The organism is Nonomuraea sp. NEAU-A123 (genome assembly GCF_018603905.1).
GTDB lineage: Bacteria > Actinomycetota > Actinomycetes > Streptosporangiales > Streptosporangiaceae > Nonomuraea.
Genome location: NZ_JAHFZZ010000016.1, coordinates 66561 through 82628, shown reverse-complemented (window position 1 = coordinate 82628; position 16068 = coordinate 66561). Strand labels below are relative to the sequence as shown.

12 protein-coding genes are annotated in these 16068 nt (G+C 68.3%); 5 read left to right on the top strand and 7 right to left on the bottom strand.

Going from position 1 to position 16068, the window contains the following annotated elements; genetic code table 11:
• The first annotated feature begins 14 nt into the window (after positions 1-14).
• The gene (locus tag KLK06_RS39440) at positions 15-1229 is read left to right on the top strand and encodes a cytochrome P450 (RefSeq protein ID WP_214640776.1); all 1215 of its coding nucleotides are present in this window, start codon (positions 15-17) and stop codon (positions 1227-1229) included.
• A gap of 9 nt (positions 1230-1238) precedes the next feature.
• The gene (locus tag KLK06_RS39435; protein WP_214640775.1) at positions 1239-2192 is read left to right on the top strand and encodes an aldo/keto reductase; all 954 of its coding nucleotides are present in this window, start codon (positions 1239-1241) and stop codon (positions 2190-2192) included.
• Between the two features lie 35 nt (positions 2193-2227).
• Here the strand turns inward: KLK06_RS39435 and KLK06_RS39430 are convergent, their stop codons facing one another.
• The gene (locus tag KLK06_RS39430; protein ID WP_214640774.1) at positions 2228-3091 is read right to left on the bottom strand and encodes an acyl-CoA thioester hydrolase/BAAT C-terminal domain-containing protein; all 864 of its coding nucleotides are present in this window, start codon (positions 3089-3091) and stop codon (positions 2228-2230) included.
• A gap of 244 nt (positions 3092-3335) precedes the next feature.
• On the opposite strand from KLK06_RS39430, the gene KLK06_RS39425 reads away from it, so the two are divergent.
• Both KLK06_RS39425 and KLK06_RS39420 read left to right on the top strand, forming a co-directional pair.
• Positions 3336-4604 carry a mandelate racemase/muconate lactonizing enzyme family protein gene (locus KLK06_RS39425; RefSeq protein WP_214640773.1) on the top strand — a complete coding sequence of 423 codons (1269 nt, stop codon included), beginning with the start codon at positions 3336-3338 and terminating at the stop codon, positions 4602-4604.
• Positions 4601-5626, top strand: a complete 1026-nt coding sequence (locus tag KLK06_RS39420) for an aldo/keto reductase (protein ID WP_214640772.1) — start codon at positions 4601-4603, stop codon at positions 5624-5626. Before KLK06_RS39425 ends, KLK06_RS39420 begins: the two co-directional genes overlap by 4 nt.
• Here the strand turns inward: KLK06_RS39420 and KLK06_RS39415 are convergent.
• The 6 genes from KLK06_RS39415 to KLK06_RS39390 form a co-directional block, all read right to left on the bottom strand.
• The gene (locus KLK06_RS39415; RefSeq protein WP_308168658.1) at positions 5605-6471 is read right to left on the bottom strand and encodes an amidohydrolase family protein; all 867 of its coding nucleotides are present in this window, start codon (positions 6469-6471) and stop codon (positions 5605-5607) included. The genes KLK06_RS39420 and KLK06_RS39415 overlap by 22 nt on opposite strands.
• Before the next feature lie 185 nt (positions 6472-6656).
• Positions 6657-8999, bottom strand: a complete 2343-nt coding sequence (locus tag KLK06_RS39410) for a glycoside hydrolase N-terminal domain-containing protein (protein ID WP_214640770.1) — start codon at positions 8997-8999, stop codon at positions 6657-6659.
• A 46-nt stretch (positions 9000-9045) separates the two neighbouring features.
• Complete coding sequence (locus KLK06_RS39405; protein WP_214640769.1) at positions 9046-11235, bottom strand: alpha-galactosidase; 2190 nt, start codon at positions 11233-11235, stop codon at positions 9046-9048.
• A 63-nt stretch (positions 11236-11298) separates the two neighbouring features.
• Entirely contained in the window at positions 11299-12648 is a 1350-nt protein-coding gene (locus KLK06_RS39400; protein ID WP_214640768.1) for a sugar ABC transporter substrate-binding protein, read from the bottom strand.
• Positions 12649-12679: 31 nt separating this feature from the next.
• Complete coding sequence (locus KLK06_RS39395; RefSeq protein WP_214640767.1) at positions 12680-13627, bottom strand: carbohydrate ABC transporter permease; 948 nt, start codon at positions 13625-13627, stop codon at positions 12680-12682.
• Between the two features lie 9 nt (positions 13628-13636).
• Positions 13637-14518, bottom strand: a complete 882-nt coding sequence (locus tag KLK06_RS39390; protein WP_214640766.1) for a carbohydrate ABC transporter permease — start codon at positions 14516-14518, stop codon at positions 13637-13639.
• A gap of 283 nt (positions 14519-14801) precedes the next feature.
• On the opposite strand from KLK06_RS39390, the gene KLK06_RS39385 reads away from it, so the two are divergent.
• Positions 14802-16034 (top strand): ROK family transcriptional regulator, encoded by a 1233-nt coding sequence (locus KLK06_RS39385; protein ID WP_214640765.1) that lies wholly within the window; start codon positions 14802-14804, stop codon positions 16032-16034.
• Positions 16035-16068 lie beyond the last annotated feature (34 nt).

Sequence of the window (16068 nt, the reverse complement as noted above, 5' to 3'; positions counted from 1 at the left end):
GTGGGAGGCTGCGGATGAGCGATGGCCGGCAGGCCCAGCCGTTGGAGACCGACCGGCCCAACCCCTTCGACCCACCGGTCGAGCTGCGGAATCGACCGCTGCTCAGCCGCCTCGCCTATCCCGACGGGCACCTCGGCTGGGTGGCGACCGGATACGCCGTCACCCGCGCCATCCTGGCGGATCCACGCTTCAGCACCCGGCGTGAGCTGCTGCACCAGCCGGTCGGCGGCGAGCGCGCGCACCAGCGGCCGACGCCCGCGGAGCCGGGCATCTTTCCGCACATGGACCCGCCTGACCACACCCGATACCGCCGCCTGCTGAGTCGCCACTTCGGCTCTCGTCGCGTCACCGAGCTGACGCCCGAGATCAGGCGGTACACCGCGCAGGTCCTCGACGCGATGGCGGACAGCGGGTCGCCCGCCGACCTCGTGACGTCGTTCGCCATGCCCATTCCGGCGCTGGTCATCTGCGAGTTGCTCGGTGTCCCCGCACAGGATCGGCATCTGATCCAGGCGGCGACCGCGGTGATGAACAACCTGGACTCCACGCCGGAACAGACCGTCGGTGCCGTGCTGTCGATCACCGAGACGGTACGCGGCCTCCTCGCGCGCCTGCGCGCCGAATCCAGTCCACCGGACGACGGGCTGCTGGCGCACGCCGTGGCGACCGGCGACCTGACCGACGACGAACTCACCAACCTCGGGATGGTGCTGCTGGCCACCGGCCATCTGCCCACGTCGAGCATGCTCGCGCTAGGGACGTTCGCGCTGCTGACCGACCCGGTCCAGCGGGCCCGGCTGGCCGCGGACCCGGAACTCACCGGACCGGCGGTCGAGGAGCTGCTGCGGTACCTGTCGATCCTCCAGTTCGACGTACGACGCACCGCGCTGACCGACGTCGAGATCGGTGGCCAGGTCATCGCGGCCGGTGAGACCGTGGTGCTGGCCCTGCCGGTCGCGAACCGGGATCCGGAACACTTCCCCGACCCGGACAAGCTGGACATGGACCGCTCGGCGACCGGGCACCTGGCGTTCGGGCACGGCATCCACCAGTGTCTCGGGCAGCAGCTCGCGCGGGCCGAGCTCCGTATCGCGCTGACCGCGCTCTTCGAGCGCTTCCCCGACCTGCGCCTGGCCGTTCCGGCGGCCGAGGTGCCGACCCGTGACCGCATGGCGGTGTACGGAGTGGACCGGCTGCCGGTCGCCTGGGGCCGTTCTAGCGGAAGGTAGCTTTGGATCATGCGTTACAGGACCTTGGGCGACTCGGGCCTCCGGGTGTCAGTGATCGGGCTGGGCTGCAACAACATCGGTGCGCGTATCGACGTGACCCGCACCAGGGAAGTGGTGGACGCGGCGATCGAGGAGGGCGTGACCCTCTTCGACACCGCCGAGGCGTACGGCGCGGTGCACGGCGCCTCCGAGGAGATCCTCGGCGAGGTGCTGGCCGGCCGGCGGCACCAGGTGGTGCTGGCCACCAAGTTCGGCAGACCCGGCAACCGCCCCGACGACGACCAGGGTGAGGCGCGCGGAACACTGGGCGGCCGGTCGTACATCCGGCGAGCGGTGGAGGGATCGCTGCGCCGCCTGCGCACCGACTACATCGACCTCTACCAGTACCACTTTCCCGACGGCACCACCCCGATCGAGGAGACGCTGGACGCCCTGACCGAGCTGGTGCGTGAGGGCAAGGTACGTTACATCGGCAGCTCCAACTTCACCGGCTGGCAGATCGCCGAGGCCGCGCACGTGTCCCGCGCGCGAGGCTGCGCGGCGTTCGTGTCGGCGCAGAACCACTGGTCGCTGCTGGACCGCGGCGCGGAGCGCGAGGTGGTGCCGGCGGCCTTGCATTACGGGGTCGGCGTGCTGCCGTACTTCCCGCTGGCCCACGGCTTGTTGACGGGGAAGGTACGACGCGGCCAGGAGCCGCCGGCCGGGACCAGGCTCGCGGAGCGTCCCCACCTCGTCACACCGGAGAAACTGGACCGGGTGGAGACGCTGAGCTCCTGGGCCGACAAGCACGACCGGTCCCTCCTGGACGTGGCCATCGGCGCGCTGGCCGCACTGCCCGGCTGCGGTTCGGTGATCGCCGGCGCGACCAGCGCGGAGCAGATCCGGGCCAACGCGGCGGCCGGCGCCTGGGAACCGACCGCCGCGGAACTGTCCGAGATCACTGAGTTGGTGCCGCTCTCCTGAAGCCCCGCCGACTCGTGGCGGCCTGACAGAAAGGGTCAGGATGCCGCAGTTTTTCGGCCGCGGAGCAGATTGAGGATGTGCGGCCAGGCGGCAGCTCCGAGCTCGGCGTCGGCGACGGCGTCACCGCCGTAAAGGAAGTGCGGTGACGCGGAAGCCGGGCCTTCCCCTGGAAGTCGCGGCCGATGGCCGGCTTCGGCCCGGCTGATCAGATGAGCTGTACGACCTGCGGCGCGGCGACGGACGACAAGTCGCTCAGCGAACGGGAGAGACGGCCACATGGCATCGTCTCCTCCCGCCACCAGCAGCACGTCGGCGTTGGTGTCCTCGACAGGGATCTCGGCGGCGAGCAGCAGGTCGGCGAACGTCCGTTCGCTGCGCTCATACCAGCCGCGAACAGCGACCGGACCGTTCACCGGTTCGGCAGCCGTCCAGTCATCGTCGTAGGGGACGAAAGGCAGCGGCTGTCCCTTCCATGTCCAGGACGACCGGTAAGGACGTTGCCGCCCGTCTCGCCCTGGGCCGACATTCCCCCACACCACCGAGGTGGGCGACATCGCCACGACGCCGTCAACACGCGGGTCATGGACGGAGGTGAGCAGGGCGGCCTCCGCCCCCTTGGACGACCCCATCAGGCAGATGCGCCGTACTCCGGTGGATTCGAGCAGATCGACGGCGGACACGAACGTCTCCAGAGGAATCTCGCAGATGCCCGGTGATTGTCCGGGACCGCCGAACCATCGCATCGACATCGCGGTCATCCCCTCCCGGGCGAGGATGCGGGCCCTGTCCCGTTCGATACGACCGCTCGACCCCGCCAGAACAAGAACGCCGGTGTGACTGACGGAGCCTGGAGTGATCAGGACGCCTTCCCACGGCTCGGTCAGTTCCTGCTCATCCATGTCCACCCTCACCTCTCAGCACCCGGCGGACCCGCACTTTACTGGGGGTCACGCGGGCCACCACCGGAGGGCAACGCCCTGGCTCTGCCCCGATGTGGCTCCGGCCGCCGCTACCAGGCGTTATTCGAGTTGCGGATGGCCGCGATTCACAGATCGTCGTTGTTGCGAGCACGGTTCCCGTGACTGAATGTGCCGTACTTGACCCTCTCGGGCAGCGTGCGCCGCCCGTTCAGGAAGGATAGGGATGGAACTAGACGCGTTCGGCGTGCTCTCGCCAGCGCTGGTGGACCTGCCGTCCGGCGACGCCGGTGCGGTGATCACGTCAGTGGAGACCTATGCGCTGGCCGTCCCTCTCAAGCAGCCGATCGCCGACTCCACGGCGTCGTTGCGGTCCTGGATCGTGCCGGTGGTCGAGATCCGTACCGCTGACGGACGTGTCGGAACGGGCATCTCCGGAGTGCATTGCGGTCCGGAGTTGCTGTGCGACGTCATCAGCCGCTACTACGCGCCCGCGTTGCTGGGAGCCGCGTCCGAGGACGTTCTCGGGACCTGGAAACGGTTGTACTGGCTGCCCACCCATTGGCTCGGCCGGGCCGGCGTGGTGCACATGGCACTGGCCATGGTCGACATCGCGCTGTGGGATCTCGCGGCGCAACGGGCCGGGGTACCGCTGTGGCGGCTGCTGGGCGGCGGCGCCGAGGCGATCGAGACCTACAACACCGACGGAGGCTGGCTGAACTATCCGGTCGACACGCTGGTGCGGGATCTCACCTCGCTGATCGATCAGGGCTGGCATCGAGTGAAGGTCAAGGTCGGCAAGTCCGACTGGCGGGAGGATGCCCGTCGGGTACGGACGGTTCGCCGAGCGATCGGTGATGACATCACCCTGATGTGCGACGCCAACCAGCGCTGGGACCTGTCGACGGCCACCCGGCTCCTGCCGGTTCTGGAAGAGGTCGGCATGGACTGGATCGAGGAACCCCTGCACGCCGACGCCCTGGACGGGCACGCCCGGCTGCAACAGGCAACGAACGTCGACATCGCCGCCGGGGAGAGCCTGTACTCCTATCACCACTTTGCCGGCTTCATCGCGGCCGACGCGATTCGCGTGGTGCAGGTGGATGTGACCCGCGTTGGCGGTGTCACCGAATGGCTTCAGGTCGCTCAGCACGCGGCCGCGCACGGGTTGCGGGTCGCCCCGCATGCCGGCGACATGATGCAGGTACATCAGCACCTCGTCGGTACGACGCTGAGCGACGTGCCACCGCTGGCCGAGTTCATCCCGTGGACGCAGGACGCGTTCGAGCAACGCAGCGTGGTGCGCGAGGGCTACCTGGAACGTCCGCAAGCTCCCGGCGCGTCGACGGCCATCCGGCGTGAGGCCCGTCGCGACTGGCAGATCCCCGGTGTCGGCCGCGTCACCGATCAGGACGAAACCGCCGCCAAGCTGGACCGGTCGCTCCGCGTCCATTTCGACCCCACGCAGTTCCCGACCCCCGGAGGCGGACAGTGATCGATCCGCAGGCGACCGTCCAGATCGGCGACACCGGGCTGCGCCTGCCGCGGATCGGCCTCGGCACCGCCTCGCTCGGCAACTTCCTGAGTCCCATCAGCGACGAAGACGCCGCGGCGGTCATCGCGCGAGCACTGGGACGCGGCATTCGTTACCTTGACACCGCCCCGCTGTACGGACACGGGCTCGCTGAACAGCGTGTCCGAGCGGCGATCGCCGGCATTCCCCGAGACGAGCTGGTGATCTCCACCAAGGTTGGCCGGCTCCTGCGCGAAGGCGCGCCCCGCGATGACAGCCAGTACTTCAACGGGGAACCCTTCTACAAGGACGTCCCATCCGCCGGCCCGGTCTGGGACTTCAGTGAGAACGGCATCCGCCAGTCGGTCGAGGAAAGCCTGCGGCGTGTCGGTGTGGACCGGTTCGACATCCTCCTCCTGCACGACCCCGACGAGCACTTCGAGCAGGCAAGCACCACCGCGTACAAAGCGCTGAGCGAGCTCCGGGCCGACGGCGAGGTGCGGGCCATCGGTGCGGGCATGAACAGCACCTCGGTCCTGACGAAACTCGTCCGCGACTGCGACCTCGACGTCATCCTCCTCGCCGGCCGATACACGTTGCTCGACCAAAGCGGGATGGATGAGCTCCTTCCTATGTGCGTCCGGCGCACGACCTCGGTCGTCGTCGGGGGAGTGTTCAACAGCGGCATCCTCATCGACCCGGAGCCGGGCACGACCTTCGACTACGTCCCGGCATCGGCCGAAGTCCTCGACCGCGCGCGCCGTATCCGCGGCATCTGCGCTCGCCACGACGTCCCCATGGCCGCCGCCGCCGTGCAGTTCCCCCTTGCCCACCCGCAAGTGTGCAGTGTGCTCCTCGGACCCAGATCACTCGACGAGCTCGACATGGACCTCGGGCTTCTGTCCGTCGACATCCCGTCGGCCCTCTGGGCCGACCTTCGCGCAGAGGGCCTGCTCCGACCCGACGCACCCTGCCCAGAGCCTCAGCTGCCCGGCAGCCGGTAGTACGTCTGTGCGTTGCGGCCGAAGACCTGTTCCGATTCGGTAGGGCTCAGGCCGCTCAGCACGGTGGAGACCGCGTCGACGACGTCGCCGTAGGCCGATGCCGCGAGCAGGCAGACGGGCCAGTCGGAGCCGAACATGACGCGGTCGACGGTGAACAGGTCGATGACGCGATCGATGAAGGGCCGCAGCGTCTCCGCGGACCAGTTGGTCCAGTCCGCTTCGGTGACCATGCCGGAGAGCTTGACGCGCACGTTGGGGAGCGCGGCGAGGTGGACGATGGCAGCCGCCCAGGGTTCGTCCCAGCCGCCGGCGATGCCGGGCTTGGCGATGTGGTCGAGCACGAAACGAAGGTCGGGCAGGGCCGCGACGGCGGCGGTGGCGGCAGGGAGTTCGCGGGTCCGCACGAGCAGGTCGTAGGCGAGTCCGCGGGCCGCCACCTGGGCGAGTCCGTGCCGGACGTCGGGACGTCCCAGCCACGCGGCGTCGTCCTCGTCGTGGACCTGGTGGCGGATGCCGACGAGAAGCGCCCCGTACTCGTCGAGCAGCTCGTCGAGGACCTCGCCGACAGTGGGCGAGGTGAGGTCCACCCACCCGACGACACCGTGGACGAACGGGGTCTCGCGGGCGATGTCCAGGAACAGGCGCGTCTCGGCGAGGTCAGCGACGGTCTGGACGAGAACGGTACCGTCGATGCCGTTGGCCGTGAGCTCGCCGGCGAGGTCGTCCGGCGTGTACGGGCGGCGCACGGGATCCAGTGCGGCGTCGTCCATCCAGGGATAGCGGAACCTGGCCGGGTCCCAGAAATGCTGGTGTGCGTCGACGCGAACGGAGTGTGTCTTCGACACGCTGGCTCCCACTTCGTTGTGCCTGTGGTGTTGGCATTGATTCAGCCATCGCCGCCCGGGGCCCGGCAACGTCGAACAGCGGATGTCGAACTTTCGGAGAAGGAATGTACCGAACGTCCGCGAGGCAAGACGAAGGCGGCCCCGGCTCGTGCCGGACGAGCCGAGGGTGGCCATCTTGCCGTCGGTCAGCGAACCGGAGCGATCCGGTACGGCCTCCCGGGCCGGACCTGGCAGAGATGTACGTCGTCCCGGTAGCGAACGCGTGTCCGCACGGGCCCAGGTGCCCGAACGGTGGCGTGGTCCAGGTGACCACCGGTCCAGCTGAGGTCGACTTCGAGGCCGCCGCGGGCCCGGAGCCCGCGCACCGATCCGCTGGGCCACGCGGATGGGAGTGCGGGCAGCAGCTCGATCTCTTCGCCGTCGGACTGGAGGAGCATCTCGGCGATGCCCGCCGTGCCGCCGGCGTTGCCGTCGAAGGAGTAGATGTTCTGGGCCGCGCCGGCGACGCCGCCGGCGGAGAAGGACAGCAGGTTCGCCTCGCTGGTGTCCGCGATGAGGCTGCGGATGTGCTGGCAGGCGGTGTCGCCGTCGAGCAGCCGGGCGAAGTAGACGGCGAGGTTGGCCTCGACCCACTCGGTCTGTTCCCATCCGGGCGCCGCCTCGCGGCGCTCGATGGTCACCCGGGCCGCGCGGGCGAGGTCGGGGGTGCCCCGTGGAGTGATCTGCCGCTCCGGGTAGAGCGCCATCAGGTGTGAGGTGTGCCGGTGGCTGGGCACTGCTTCGTCGAGGTCGATCAGCCACTCCTGCACCTGGCCGTGGCGTCCGATCTGGAACGGCGGGAGTCGCCGGCGCGCCTCGCGGACCCGTTCGCGGAGTGAGGTGTCGAGGTCCAGCCGTTCGGAGGCTTCGACGCACATCCGGAAGATCGCGTCGACGAACACGCGGTCGCAGGTCGACCCCATCGACACCGAGCATTCCTCTCCGGTGGCTGTGAGATACCAGTTCTCCGGCGAGTCGGACGGGCCGGTGACGAGCCAGCCGTGATCAGGCTCGGGGACGAGGTAGTCGAGGAAGAACTCGGCGGCCTCCTTGATCACCGGGTAGGCGCGGTCGCGGAGGAACTGCACGTTCCGGCCGTACTCCCACCGCTCCCAGTGCTGCATGGCGATCCAGGCGCCGCCGGTGACATTCAGTCCCCAACCCGTGCCCCATCCGGGCGCGGTGTAGCCCCAGGCGTTGGTGACCGTGTGGGCGACCCATCCACGTGCGCCGTAGAGCCGGCGGGCGGTGTCGCGGCCGTGCAGCCGGAGGTTCTCGACGAGGCGGAGCAGGGGTTCCTGGCATTCGCCGAGGCCGGTCGCCTCGGCAGCCCAGTAGTTCTGCTGGGTGTTCATGTCGAGGTGGAAGTCGTTCGTCCAGGGCGCGCTGCTGGCCAGGCCGTCGTTCCAGAGTCCCTGTAGCGCCAGGGGAAGTGGCGAGTCGTGCCGCGATCCGGCGATGGTGAGGTATCTGCCGTACTGGAAGTAGAGGGCGACCAGCTCCGGATCCTCTTCGCCGGCGGACAGCCGGTCGCGACGCTGGTCGGTCGGCAGCTCCCGGAGGTCTGGGCCGGTGCTGCCGAGGTCGATCGATACCCGCCGCATCAGCTCGGAGACGTCCGCGAGGTGGGCGTCCCGGAGCTCCGGCCAGCTCCGCGACGCGGCCGCGTCCAGCGGGTCGAGGGCGTCCTCGTCCGGCTGACCGTACTGCCAGCTCGTCCCGATCGCGACGAGGATGGTCGCCGAGTCGGCGCCGTCGAGCAGGAGCCGCCCACCGGTGGCGGTCTTGGTCCCGCCGTCGTGCAGGAGCCTGATCCGGATGGTGAGATCGACGCCGTCGCGGCCGTTGCTGTGCAGCGTCTCGACCGCTCGCCCGGACAGTACGAGATCCTCGTTCTCCATCCTTGTCGCCAGCGGGAAGACGCCCTCGCCGACGGACACCTGGAGGCTGACGGCGCCCGGCGTGGCGGCTTCGAGACGGTAGGCGATCAGCCGGGCGGGATGCGAGGCGAACGCTTCGGTCGTGTACCGGATGCCGCGGCGGGTGAAGGCCGACCGGACGACGCCGTCGGTGAGACTCAGGCCGCGGCGATAGTCCTGGACCGGGCCGCCGTCGTTGTGCTCGATCACGACCTCCGGCAGCGGGAGATTGGTGCCGAACGATGTGGGGCGGCCCAGCAGGTGTTCGGCCGTCAACTTCTGCGCCCGCGCGTGCTCGCCGGCGAACAGCAGCGCCCGAATGTGGTCGAGCTGGTCGAGTCCAGTAGGGCTGACATCGTTGTCGGATGGCGCGCCGGACCAGGCCGTCGACTCGGACAACTGGATCCGGTCAGCGTCGGTGCCGCCGTAGACCATCCCGCCCAGGCGGCCGTTGCCGATGGGGAGGGCCTCGAACCAGCGAGTCGCGGGCGCGCGGTACCACAGCTCGCCGGCATCGGCCGGCGCCGGCGGGCTGTCGTCGCTCAGGTGGTCGGTGCCGGCCAGAGGCATGGTCGCTCACTCTCCAGGGTCGTGCCGGTCCAGGGTCAATGCCGGTCTAGGCGGCGTCAAGCTGCAGGACGATCGCCTGCTGGGGCTGCAGCGTGGGCATGAGCAGTCCGAGCCGCGCCAGGACGTGTCCGCTCAGCGTCACGGTGCCCCGCTCCGCGGCGGCCAGCCATTCCGGGGCGTACTCGTGCAGCACCGGTGCTCCGATCTCGGTACGCAGCCGCAGCCGATAGCTGCGTCCGGGATCGAGGCCGGGCAACGGCACCCGGCCGGCCTGGATCGCCGGCGAGGTGCCGAGCCGAGCCCAGCTGAACACGGCCTCGCGTCGGTCCTGGCTGACGACGCCGTGCAGCAGTGTCTGCTCGTCGGCGACATCGGCTCGGACGACGCGTCCGCTGTGCAGCAGCGGCCGCAGTTCCTTGTAGAGATCCGCCCACGCCCGGATCGTCCCCAGCTCGTCGTCGTCGCACGCGGTCAGGCCCTGCTCGATGCCCGCGTGCCCGAACAAGGCCGTGGCCAGGCGGAACGACAGCGAGGTGACGCGGTTCGTCGTGTGGGCCTCGGCGGCTCCGAGGTGGGTTCCGATGAGCTCAGGCGGGACCAGCTGCCCGGTCCAGCGCTGGATCTGCTGCCGCTCGACCGGATCGTTGCAGTCGGATGCCCAGACGCGATCGGTGCGCTGCAGGATGCCCAGGTCGATCCGGCCGCCGCCGCTCGCGCACGACTCGATCTCCAGGCCGCGGTGCTTGGTCCGGAGTGCGTCGAGGAGCCGATAGAGCGCCTCGGTCTGCGCCCGGACGCCGGCTCGCCCACCGGCGTCCCGGCGGCCGGCCTCGTGCAGTTCGCGGTTGTGATCCCACTTGATGTAGTCGATCGCGTATTCGGACACGAGCGCGTCGATGCGGTCGAACAGGAACTGCCACGCGTCCTCGTCCGCGATGTTGAGGACATGCTGGTGCCGGAAGGCGGGGCCGGCGCCCGCGGCCGGTGCGAGTACCCAGCTCGGATGCTCCTGGGCGAGGCGTGAGCTGAGGTTGATCATCTCGGGTTCGAACCAGAGGCCGAACTGCATACCGTGGGAACGGACCCGCTCGACGAACGGCGACAGCCCCTGCGGCCAGACCTCGGGATCGACGAACCAGTCACCCAGGCCCGTCCGATCGCTGCGGCGCCCGAGGAACCAGCCGTCGTCGAGGACGATGCGTTCCACACCGACCGTCGCGGCACGGTCGACGAGGTCGATGAGGGTTTCGAGGTCGTGGTTGAAGTAAACGGCCTCCCAGGTGTTGAGCACCAGGGGCCGTGGGCCGGCCGGGTGTTGCGGCCGGGACCGGAGCATGTCGTGGAAACGGCCGGCCACGCCGTCCATCCCCTGGTCGGACCAGGCGAAGTAGAGCGTCGGGGTGCGGTAGGAGTCGCCTGCGCCGAGTGCGACCTCCCCGGGCAGCAGCAGTTCCCCGCCGCCGAGGACCGCCCGATGCGCGCCCGCTCCTTCCGGCGGCTGCTCCACGTAATAGCGCTGGTTCCCGCTCCAGCCGACGTGCAGCCCCCACACCTCCCCGGTACGGAAGCCGAAAGACCTCGTCCCGGCCAACAGCAGGTACGGGGAGTCCAACGACGGCCGCCCCCGGCGGCTCTCACGCAGGTGGGTCCCGAACGGGATGTCGGTGCGCTGCGGACTGCGTTCCCGAGACCATTTGCCCGTGAAGTCCACGAGCTCCACGGCCCGTTCGGGCAGCGGGAGAATGATCGTGAGCGCCGAGAGATCGAAGACGTCGGCGGCCTGCTGATCATCGACGTTCATGCGCGTGACATCAGCGCTGGTCGCGAGGATGCCGTGCTCGTCGAGCGCGTACCGCAGGTGGACGGTGAGGCCGAATTCGCCGGACCGCAGTGCGATCACGAGAGCCGAGCCATCCTCCTCGACGGTGTGGCCGACGAGGTCGAAGCGCGGATAGGGCATGCCCGTCGACCGGAGCCGTCCTTCGATGCCCGGGGTGCCCGACCAGGCGTCCGCTTCGGTCGGGAGAACGCTCAGCCGGCGTGGTGTGTCGGTCGAGTTGTGGGTGACGCTCGGGACGGCGGTCACGCGGACCGTGTCGAGCTCGGCGGCGGACAGCTCGCCGAGGTCCGCGCCCCAGTGCAGCACTCGCGGCACTGGCGCGGAGATCTCCACGATGAAGCTGGTTGAGCCGCCACGCAGGTGAACGATGGGCGCCGGCTGTTCTGTCGTAGACATGCTTCCTTCGTGTGCTCGTGGGCCGGCCCAAATCGGCTGCGGCCGATCTGGGCCGGCCCGGTGTCAGCCGGAGATGATCTGCGCGGTCTGCTTCTGAAGGGCTGGCCACACCTCGTCGTTCACCTGGTGCATGAAGAACGCCTCGAACTGTGGCCTGATCTTCGACTCCATCGCCGCGCCGTTGTTGTAGGCCGGCGCCGGGAAGAGCGCGCCCTTGGCCTGGTACTCGCCGAACAGGGACAGGTCGAGGCCGTTCTTGGCCGAGGAGTCGACCAGCGCCTGCATGGAGGCGGCGATGGACGGGAAGAACGAGCCGTTGAAGGTGGCGGCCGTCGTCTGGCACTCCTTCGAGCCCATGTAGGAGACCCATTTCCAGGTCTGCTGGGGGTGGGGGGTGCCGGACCAGATGTTGTTGCCGTTCATGTTGCTGATGAGCGAACGAGTGCCGTCGGGCGACTTCACCACCGGGGCGATGCCGAGCTTGAGGCCGGGCAGTTTCGCCAGCGAGGCCGCGTCCCACGAGCCGCCGGACACCATCGCCACGGAGCCCGAGCCGATCTGGTCCGCCTGGCCGGTGGTGAACTGGCCGAGCTCGGGTGCGTAACCGTCGTCGGACAGCTTGCGCATGAAGTCCATCGTGGCGATGAAGCGTTTGTCGCCGTAGTTGAACTGGCCGGGCCAGTTGGGCTTGTCGGTGAGCTGGAAGCCGGTGCTGGCGGCGAACGAGCCCCATGTCGTCTGACCGAGGTTGTCGTCCGAGGCCATGGCGCCGACCCCGTACACCGCGACGTGCTCCTTGTCGAAGCCCGGCTGGTCGCCGCGGACGCCCTTCTTGTCGACAGTGAGCCGCTTGACCACGGACAGGAAGCTGCCGCCGTCCGCAGGATTCCAGGTGAGGTTCTGCAGATCCTTGTCCGTCAGTCCGGCCTTGGTGACGAGGGCCTTGTTGTAGTACAGGGCGCTGGCCGCCCAGTCCAGCGGGAGGGCGTACTGCTTGCCATCGGTGAACTTCCACAGGTCGACCCCCGCGGCGAACACGCCGAGGTCGTAGTTCGACTGCTTGATGAGGTCGTCCATGGCGAGGAGCTGGTGCTGGTTCGCGTAGGACTGGAAGAAGGTCACGCTGTTCTGGAAGGCGTCAGGCGCGTTGTGGGCGACGAAACCACTCGTGATCTTGGTGAAGTAGTCGCTCACGTTGTACTGGGTGATCTTGACCTTGATGTTCGGGTTGGCCTTCTCGAACGCGGGGATGCATTTGGTGTAAGCGGCGGCCTGGTCGGGAGACCAGGTCCACCAGTTGACGGTGGTGCTGCCGCTTGCGGCACTGCCGCTTTCGGCGCCGCCACCGCAGGCGGTGAGGGTGAGCAGGGCAGTAACGCCGGCTGCTGCGGCAGCGATCTTTCTGGTTCTCATGAGGTGCCTCTCTTGTTGCTGCCTTGCAGGGTCACTTGATCCCGCTGAAGCCGATGGAGTTCACGATTCGCTTTCCGAAGATCACGAACAGCAGCAACATCGGCACCGCGGCCACAAGCGTCGCGGCCATCAGGCCGGCAAAGTCGGGCTGCGTCTGCGGTGATGCTTGCTGGAATACGCCGAGCGCCAGCGTGAGTGGCCTGACCTGCGGATCGTTGGCGACCAGCAGTGGCCAGAAGTAGTCGTTCCAGGTCCCGATGAACGTCAGGACGGACAGGGTGGTGAGCGGACCGGACATCATCGGAAGGGTGATCCGGAACATGAGCTTCAACGGTCCGGCACCGTCGATCAGCGCGGCCTCCTCGACCTCCCTGCTGAGCCCGAGCATGAACTGCCGGAGGAAGAAGATGTTGAAGGCGGAGAAGAGCGCGCCGGGCAGCATGAGGCCGGTGAAGGTGTTGACCAGCCCGAGGTCGTTGATCAGCACGAAGTTGGGCAGCAGCATCAAGATGCCCGGCACCATCAGGCCGGCCAGCAGGATGGAGAACACCAGGTTCCGCCCTGGCCACTGGAGCCGGGCGAACGCGTAGGCGGCGAACGTCGAGCAGGTGACGACGAGGAACGTGAGCAGCCCCGAGTAGATCACGGAGTTCCGCACGAAGAGCGGAATGTCCAGCGAGGCGCCGGATCCGCCCTGCGCGAGCGCCTCGGCCTGGCTGGTCAGGCCGAAGACCCGCTCGAAGGCGCCCAACGAGAAGCCGACCGGGAGCATCGACGCCGGGTCGGTGCTGAGCGCGAAGTTGTTGGAGAGCGCGGTGCGCACGATCCAGTAGAACGGGAAGATCGTGACCAGCAGAAAGCCTGCGATGTACACCCAGGCAACCGCCCGGCCGATGGAGAGTCGCCTTCCGCCGCCAGGCGGCGCCGCCGCGTGCGTGGCGGCCCGCCCCTCGCTAGCGATCATGGCAGTCGTGGTCATGGCTCGGCCTCAGTTCGTGTCGGATTCGTTCGCGCGCAGCAGGCGCAGCTGGATGAAGGTGATGACGATGAGCATCACGAACAAGGACAGCGACATCGTCGCCGCGTAGCCGAAGTCGAACTGGTTGAAGGCCTTGTCGTAGATGTACATCTGCAGGACGTTCGACGCGTCGGCCGGTCCGCCCTTGGTGGTCACCTGCACGATGTCGAACACCTGGAACGAGCTGATGACGGTGAGGACGACCACCATCGCCATGATCGGCCGCAGCAGCGGCACCGTCAGCCGCCGGAACATCTGGAACTCACTCGCCCCGTCCAGGCGCCCTGCCTCGTAGACCTCGCCTGGGATGGTCTGCAGTCCGGCGACGATGAGGATCGTGCTGTAGCCCATCGACTTCCAGACGCTGATCAGCGCGATCGACGGGATCGCCCACTCCTGTGACCCGAGGAACTTGATCGGCTTGCCGGTGACGCTCTCGATCAGGACGTTGACGATCCCCAACTGCGGGTCGAGCATCCACTGCCAGACGAGCGCCGCGACGACACCGGAGATGAGGAACGGGAGGATGACCAGCCCGCGGACCACTGTCGACTTGGTCAGCCGGTGCAGGACGACGGCTGTGATCAGCGAGATGAGGAGGCCGAACACCACGGACAGCACCACGAAATACAAGGTCACGCGGAGCGAGTGCCAGAACATGTCGTCGTCGAGCAGGGTGCGGATGTTGTCCAGGCCGGTCCACTTCGGCGGGCTCAGAACCTGGAAGTCGGTGAAGCTCAGGTAAACGCCCCGCACAGTCGGGTAGACCGCGAACACCGCGAAGCCCACTACGGCCGGCGCTATGAGCAGCAACGCGAGCCGCCAGTCGTTGCGATGCGATGGGTTACGCAACTTTGCCCGGCGGTACGCGCGTTCACGCCCTCCTGGCCTGGGTCTCACCATTATCGACATGGAGTCTCCCTTGACCTTTCGCCCTAGGGCGGTGCCGTCGGTCGGAATCAGAAGCCGGCGGTGGTCGGTGACGATAGGCTTCATTACATTCCAGTGTCAAGTAATGATCTGAGCTGGACGTTGGAACCCAGCGTTAACGCGCCGTTGATATAGTTTCTGGAAGAAATAAAGTTCCTTGAAGCCGTCGACCAGGCCGTCCATGGCGGCGCAGAGAGGCGCTGTGATGATCGAGCCACCTCGCACCATCGGCGACGACGTACCCGGTGTGCCTGCCGGCGGCTCGCCGAGCTCGGAGCTGGGGTCCTCACACGACTCACCCGCTGTGACGACCGTCCTGGCCGAGATCCTCAAGCACGGCCCCATCCCCCGCATCGAGGTCGCCCGCCGGACGGGGCTGTCCCAGGGGGCGGTCACGAAGGCCGTAGCGCGGCTCACTGAGCAGGGCCTGATCTCGACTCATGACAACCGCCGGTCGTCCACGCCCGGCCGCCCCGTGCAACCGATCAGCGTCCAGGAGGAGGCGCGCCTGGCCATCGGGATCACCGTCCGCGTCGACGAGATCTTCGGCGTCGCCACCACGATGCGCGCGAATGTGCTCCACTCGATCCACCGGCCCCTGGCCAGCACGGCGCCACCATCGGTCGTGGAGAGCGTGGCCGGCGTCGTCCACGAGCTTCTGGACCGCCTGGGCCCCGACGCCGAGCGAGTGGTCGGCGTCGGCGTGGCGGTCTCCGGCGACGTCGACAAGGCCACCGGCATCGTCCGCAACTCGCCGCGACTGAACTGGTCAGCGGTGCCCTTGCGCGATCTCGTCCACGAGCAGTGCCAGCTGCCGGTCGTGGTGGACAACGATGTGCTGGCGCTGTCCATCGCGGAGGAGTGGTTCGGCATCGGGGTTGATTCCGGCTCGTTCGCGATCGTGACGATCGGCGCCGGCATCGGCTGCGGCCTGTATGTCAACGGCGATGTCGTCGAAGGAGATCACGGGGTCGCCGGCGAGATCGGCCATCTCCCACTCGCACCCGGCAACCTGCTCTGCACCTGCGGGCGCCGCGGATGCGTGGAGACCGTCGCTTCGTCGAGCGCCGTCGTGCATGCCATCCGGACCGCCAAGAACGACCCGCTGATGACCATGCGGGAGGCCGTCGCGCTTGCTCGAGCCGGCGACGTCGAGGCGCGCGCGGTGTTCGAACGAGCCGGCTCCATGATCGGACTCGCCCTCGCCACCATGGCCAACCTCGTCGGCCCGGGCGTCATCCTCGTGGCCGGCGAGTCGGTCACCAACTACGACCTGTTCGAACGTCGCGTGCGCGAAGCGTTCGACGAGCACGCATTCGGTTCGGCCCGTGAATGCAAGATCATCGCGCGGCCGCACACCTTCGAGGACTGGGCGCGAGGCTCGGCCGCGTCGGTCATCCGCTCGATGCTCGACGGGACCCTGGCCGCGCACTCGTGAAGGCAGCCGGCATGCGACGATGAATGCCCTGCTC

What these genes read in the sequence shown, in the direction of transcription:
- KLK06_RS39440 (WP_214640776.1), top strand. Translation starts at nt 15, where the DNA reads ATGAGCGATGGCCGGCAGGCCCAGCCGTTGGAGACCGACCGGCCCAAC.
- KLK06_RS39435 (WP_214640775.1), top strand. Translation starts at nt 1,239, where the DNA reads ATGCGTTACAGGACCTTGGGCGACTCGGGCCTCCGGGTGTCAGTGATC.
- KLK06_RS39430 (WP_214640774.1), bottom strand. Translation starts at nt 3,091, where the DNA reads ATGGATGAGCAGGAACTGACCGAGCCGTGGGAAGGCGTCCTGATCACT.
- KLK06_RS39425 (WP_214640773.1), top strand. Translation starts at nt 3,336, where the DNA reads ATGGAACTAGACGCGTTCGGCGTGCTCTCGCCAGCGCTGGTGGACCTG.
- KLK06_RS39410 (WP_214640770.1), bottom strand. Translation starts at nt 8,999, where the DNA reads ATGCCTCTGGCCGGCACCGACCACCTGAGCGACGACAGCCCGCCGGCG.
- KLK06_RS39405 (WP_214640769.1), bottom strand. Translation starts at nt 11,235, where the DNA reads ATGTCTACGACAGAACAGCCGGCGCCCATCGTTCACCTGCGTGGCGGC.
- KLK06_RS39400 (WP_214640768.1), bottom strand. Translation starts at nt 12,648, where the DNA reads ATGAGAACCAGAAAGATCGCTGCCGCAGCAGCCGGCGTTACTGCCCTG.
- KLK06_RS39395 (WP_214640767.1), bottom strand. Translation starts at nt 13,627, where the DNA reads ATGACCACGACTGCCATGATCGCTAGCGAGGGGCGGGCCGCCACGCAC.
- KLK06_RS39385 (WP_214640765.1), top strand. Translation starts at nt 14,802, where the DNA reads ATGATCGAGCCACCTCGCACCATCGGCGACGACGTACCCGGTGTGCCT.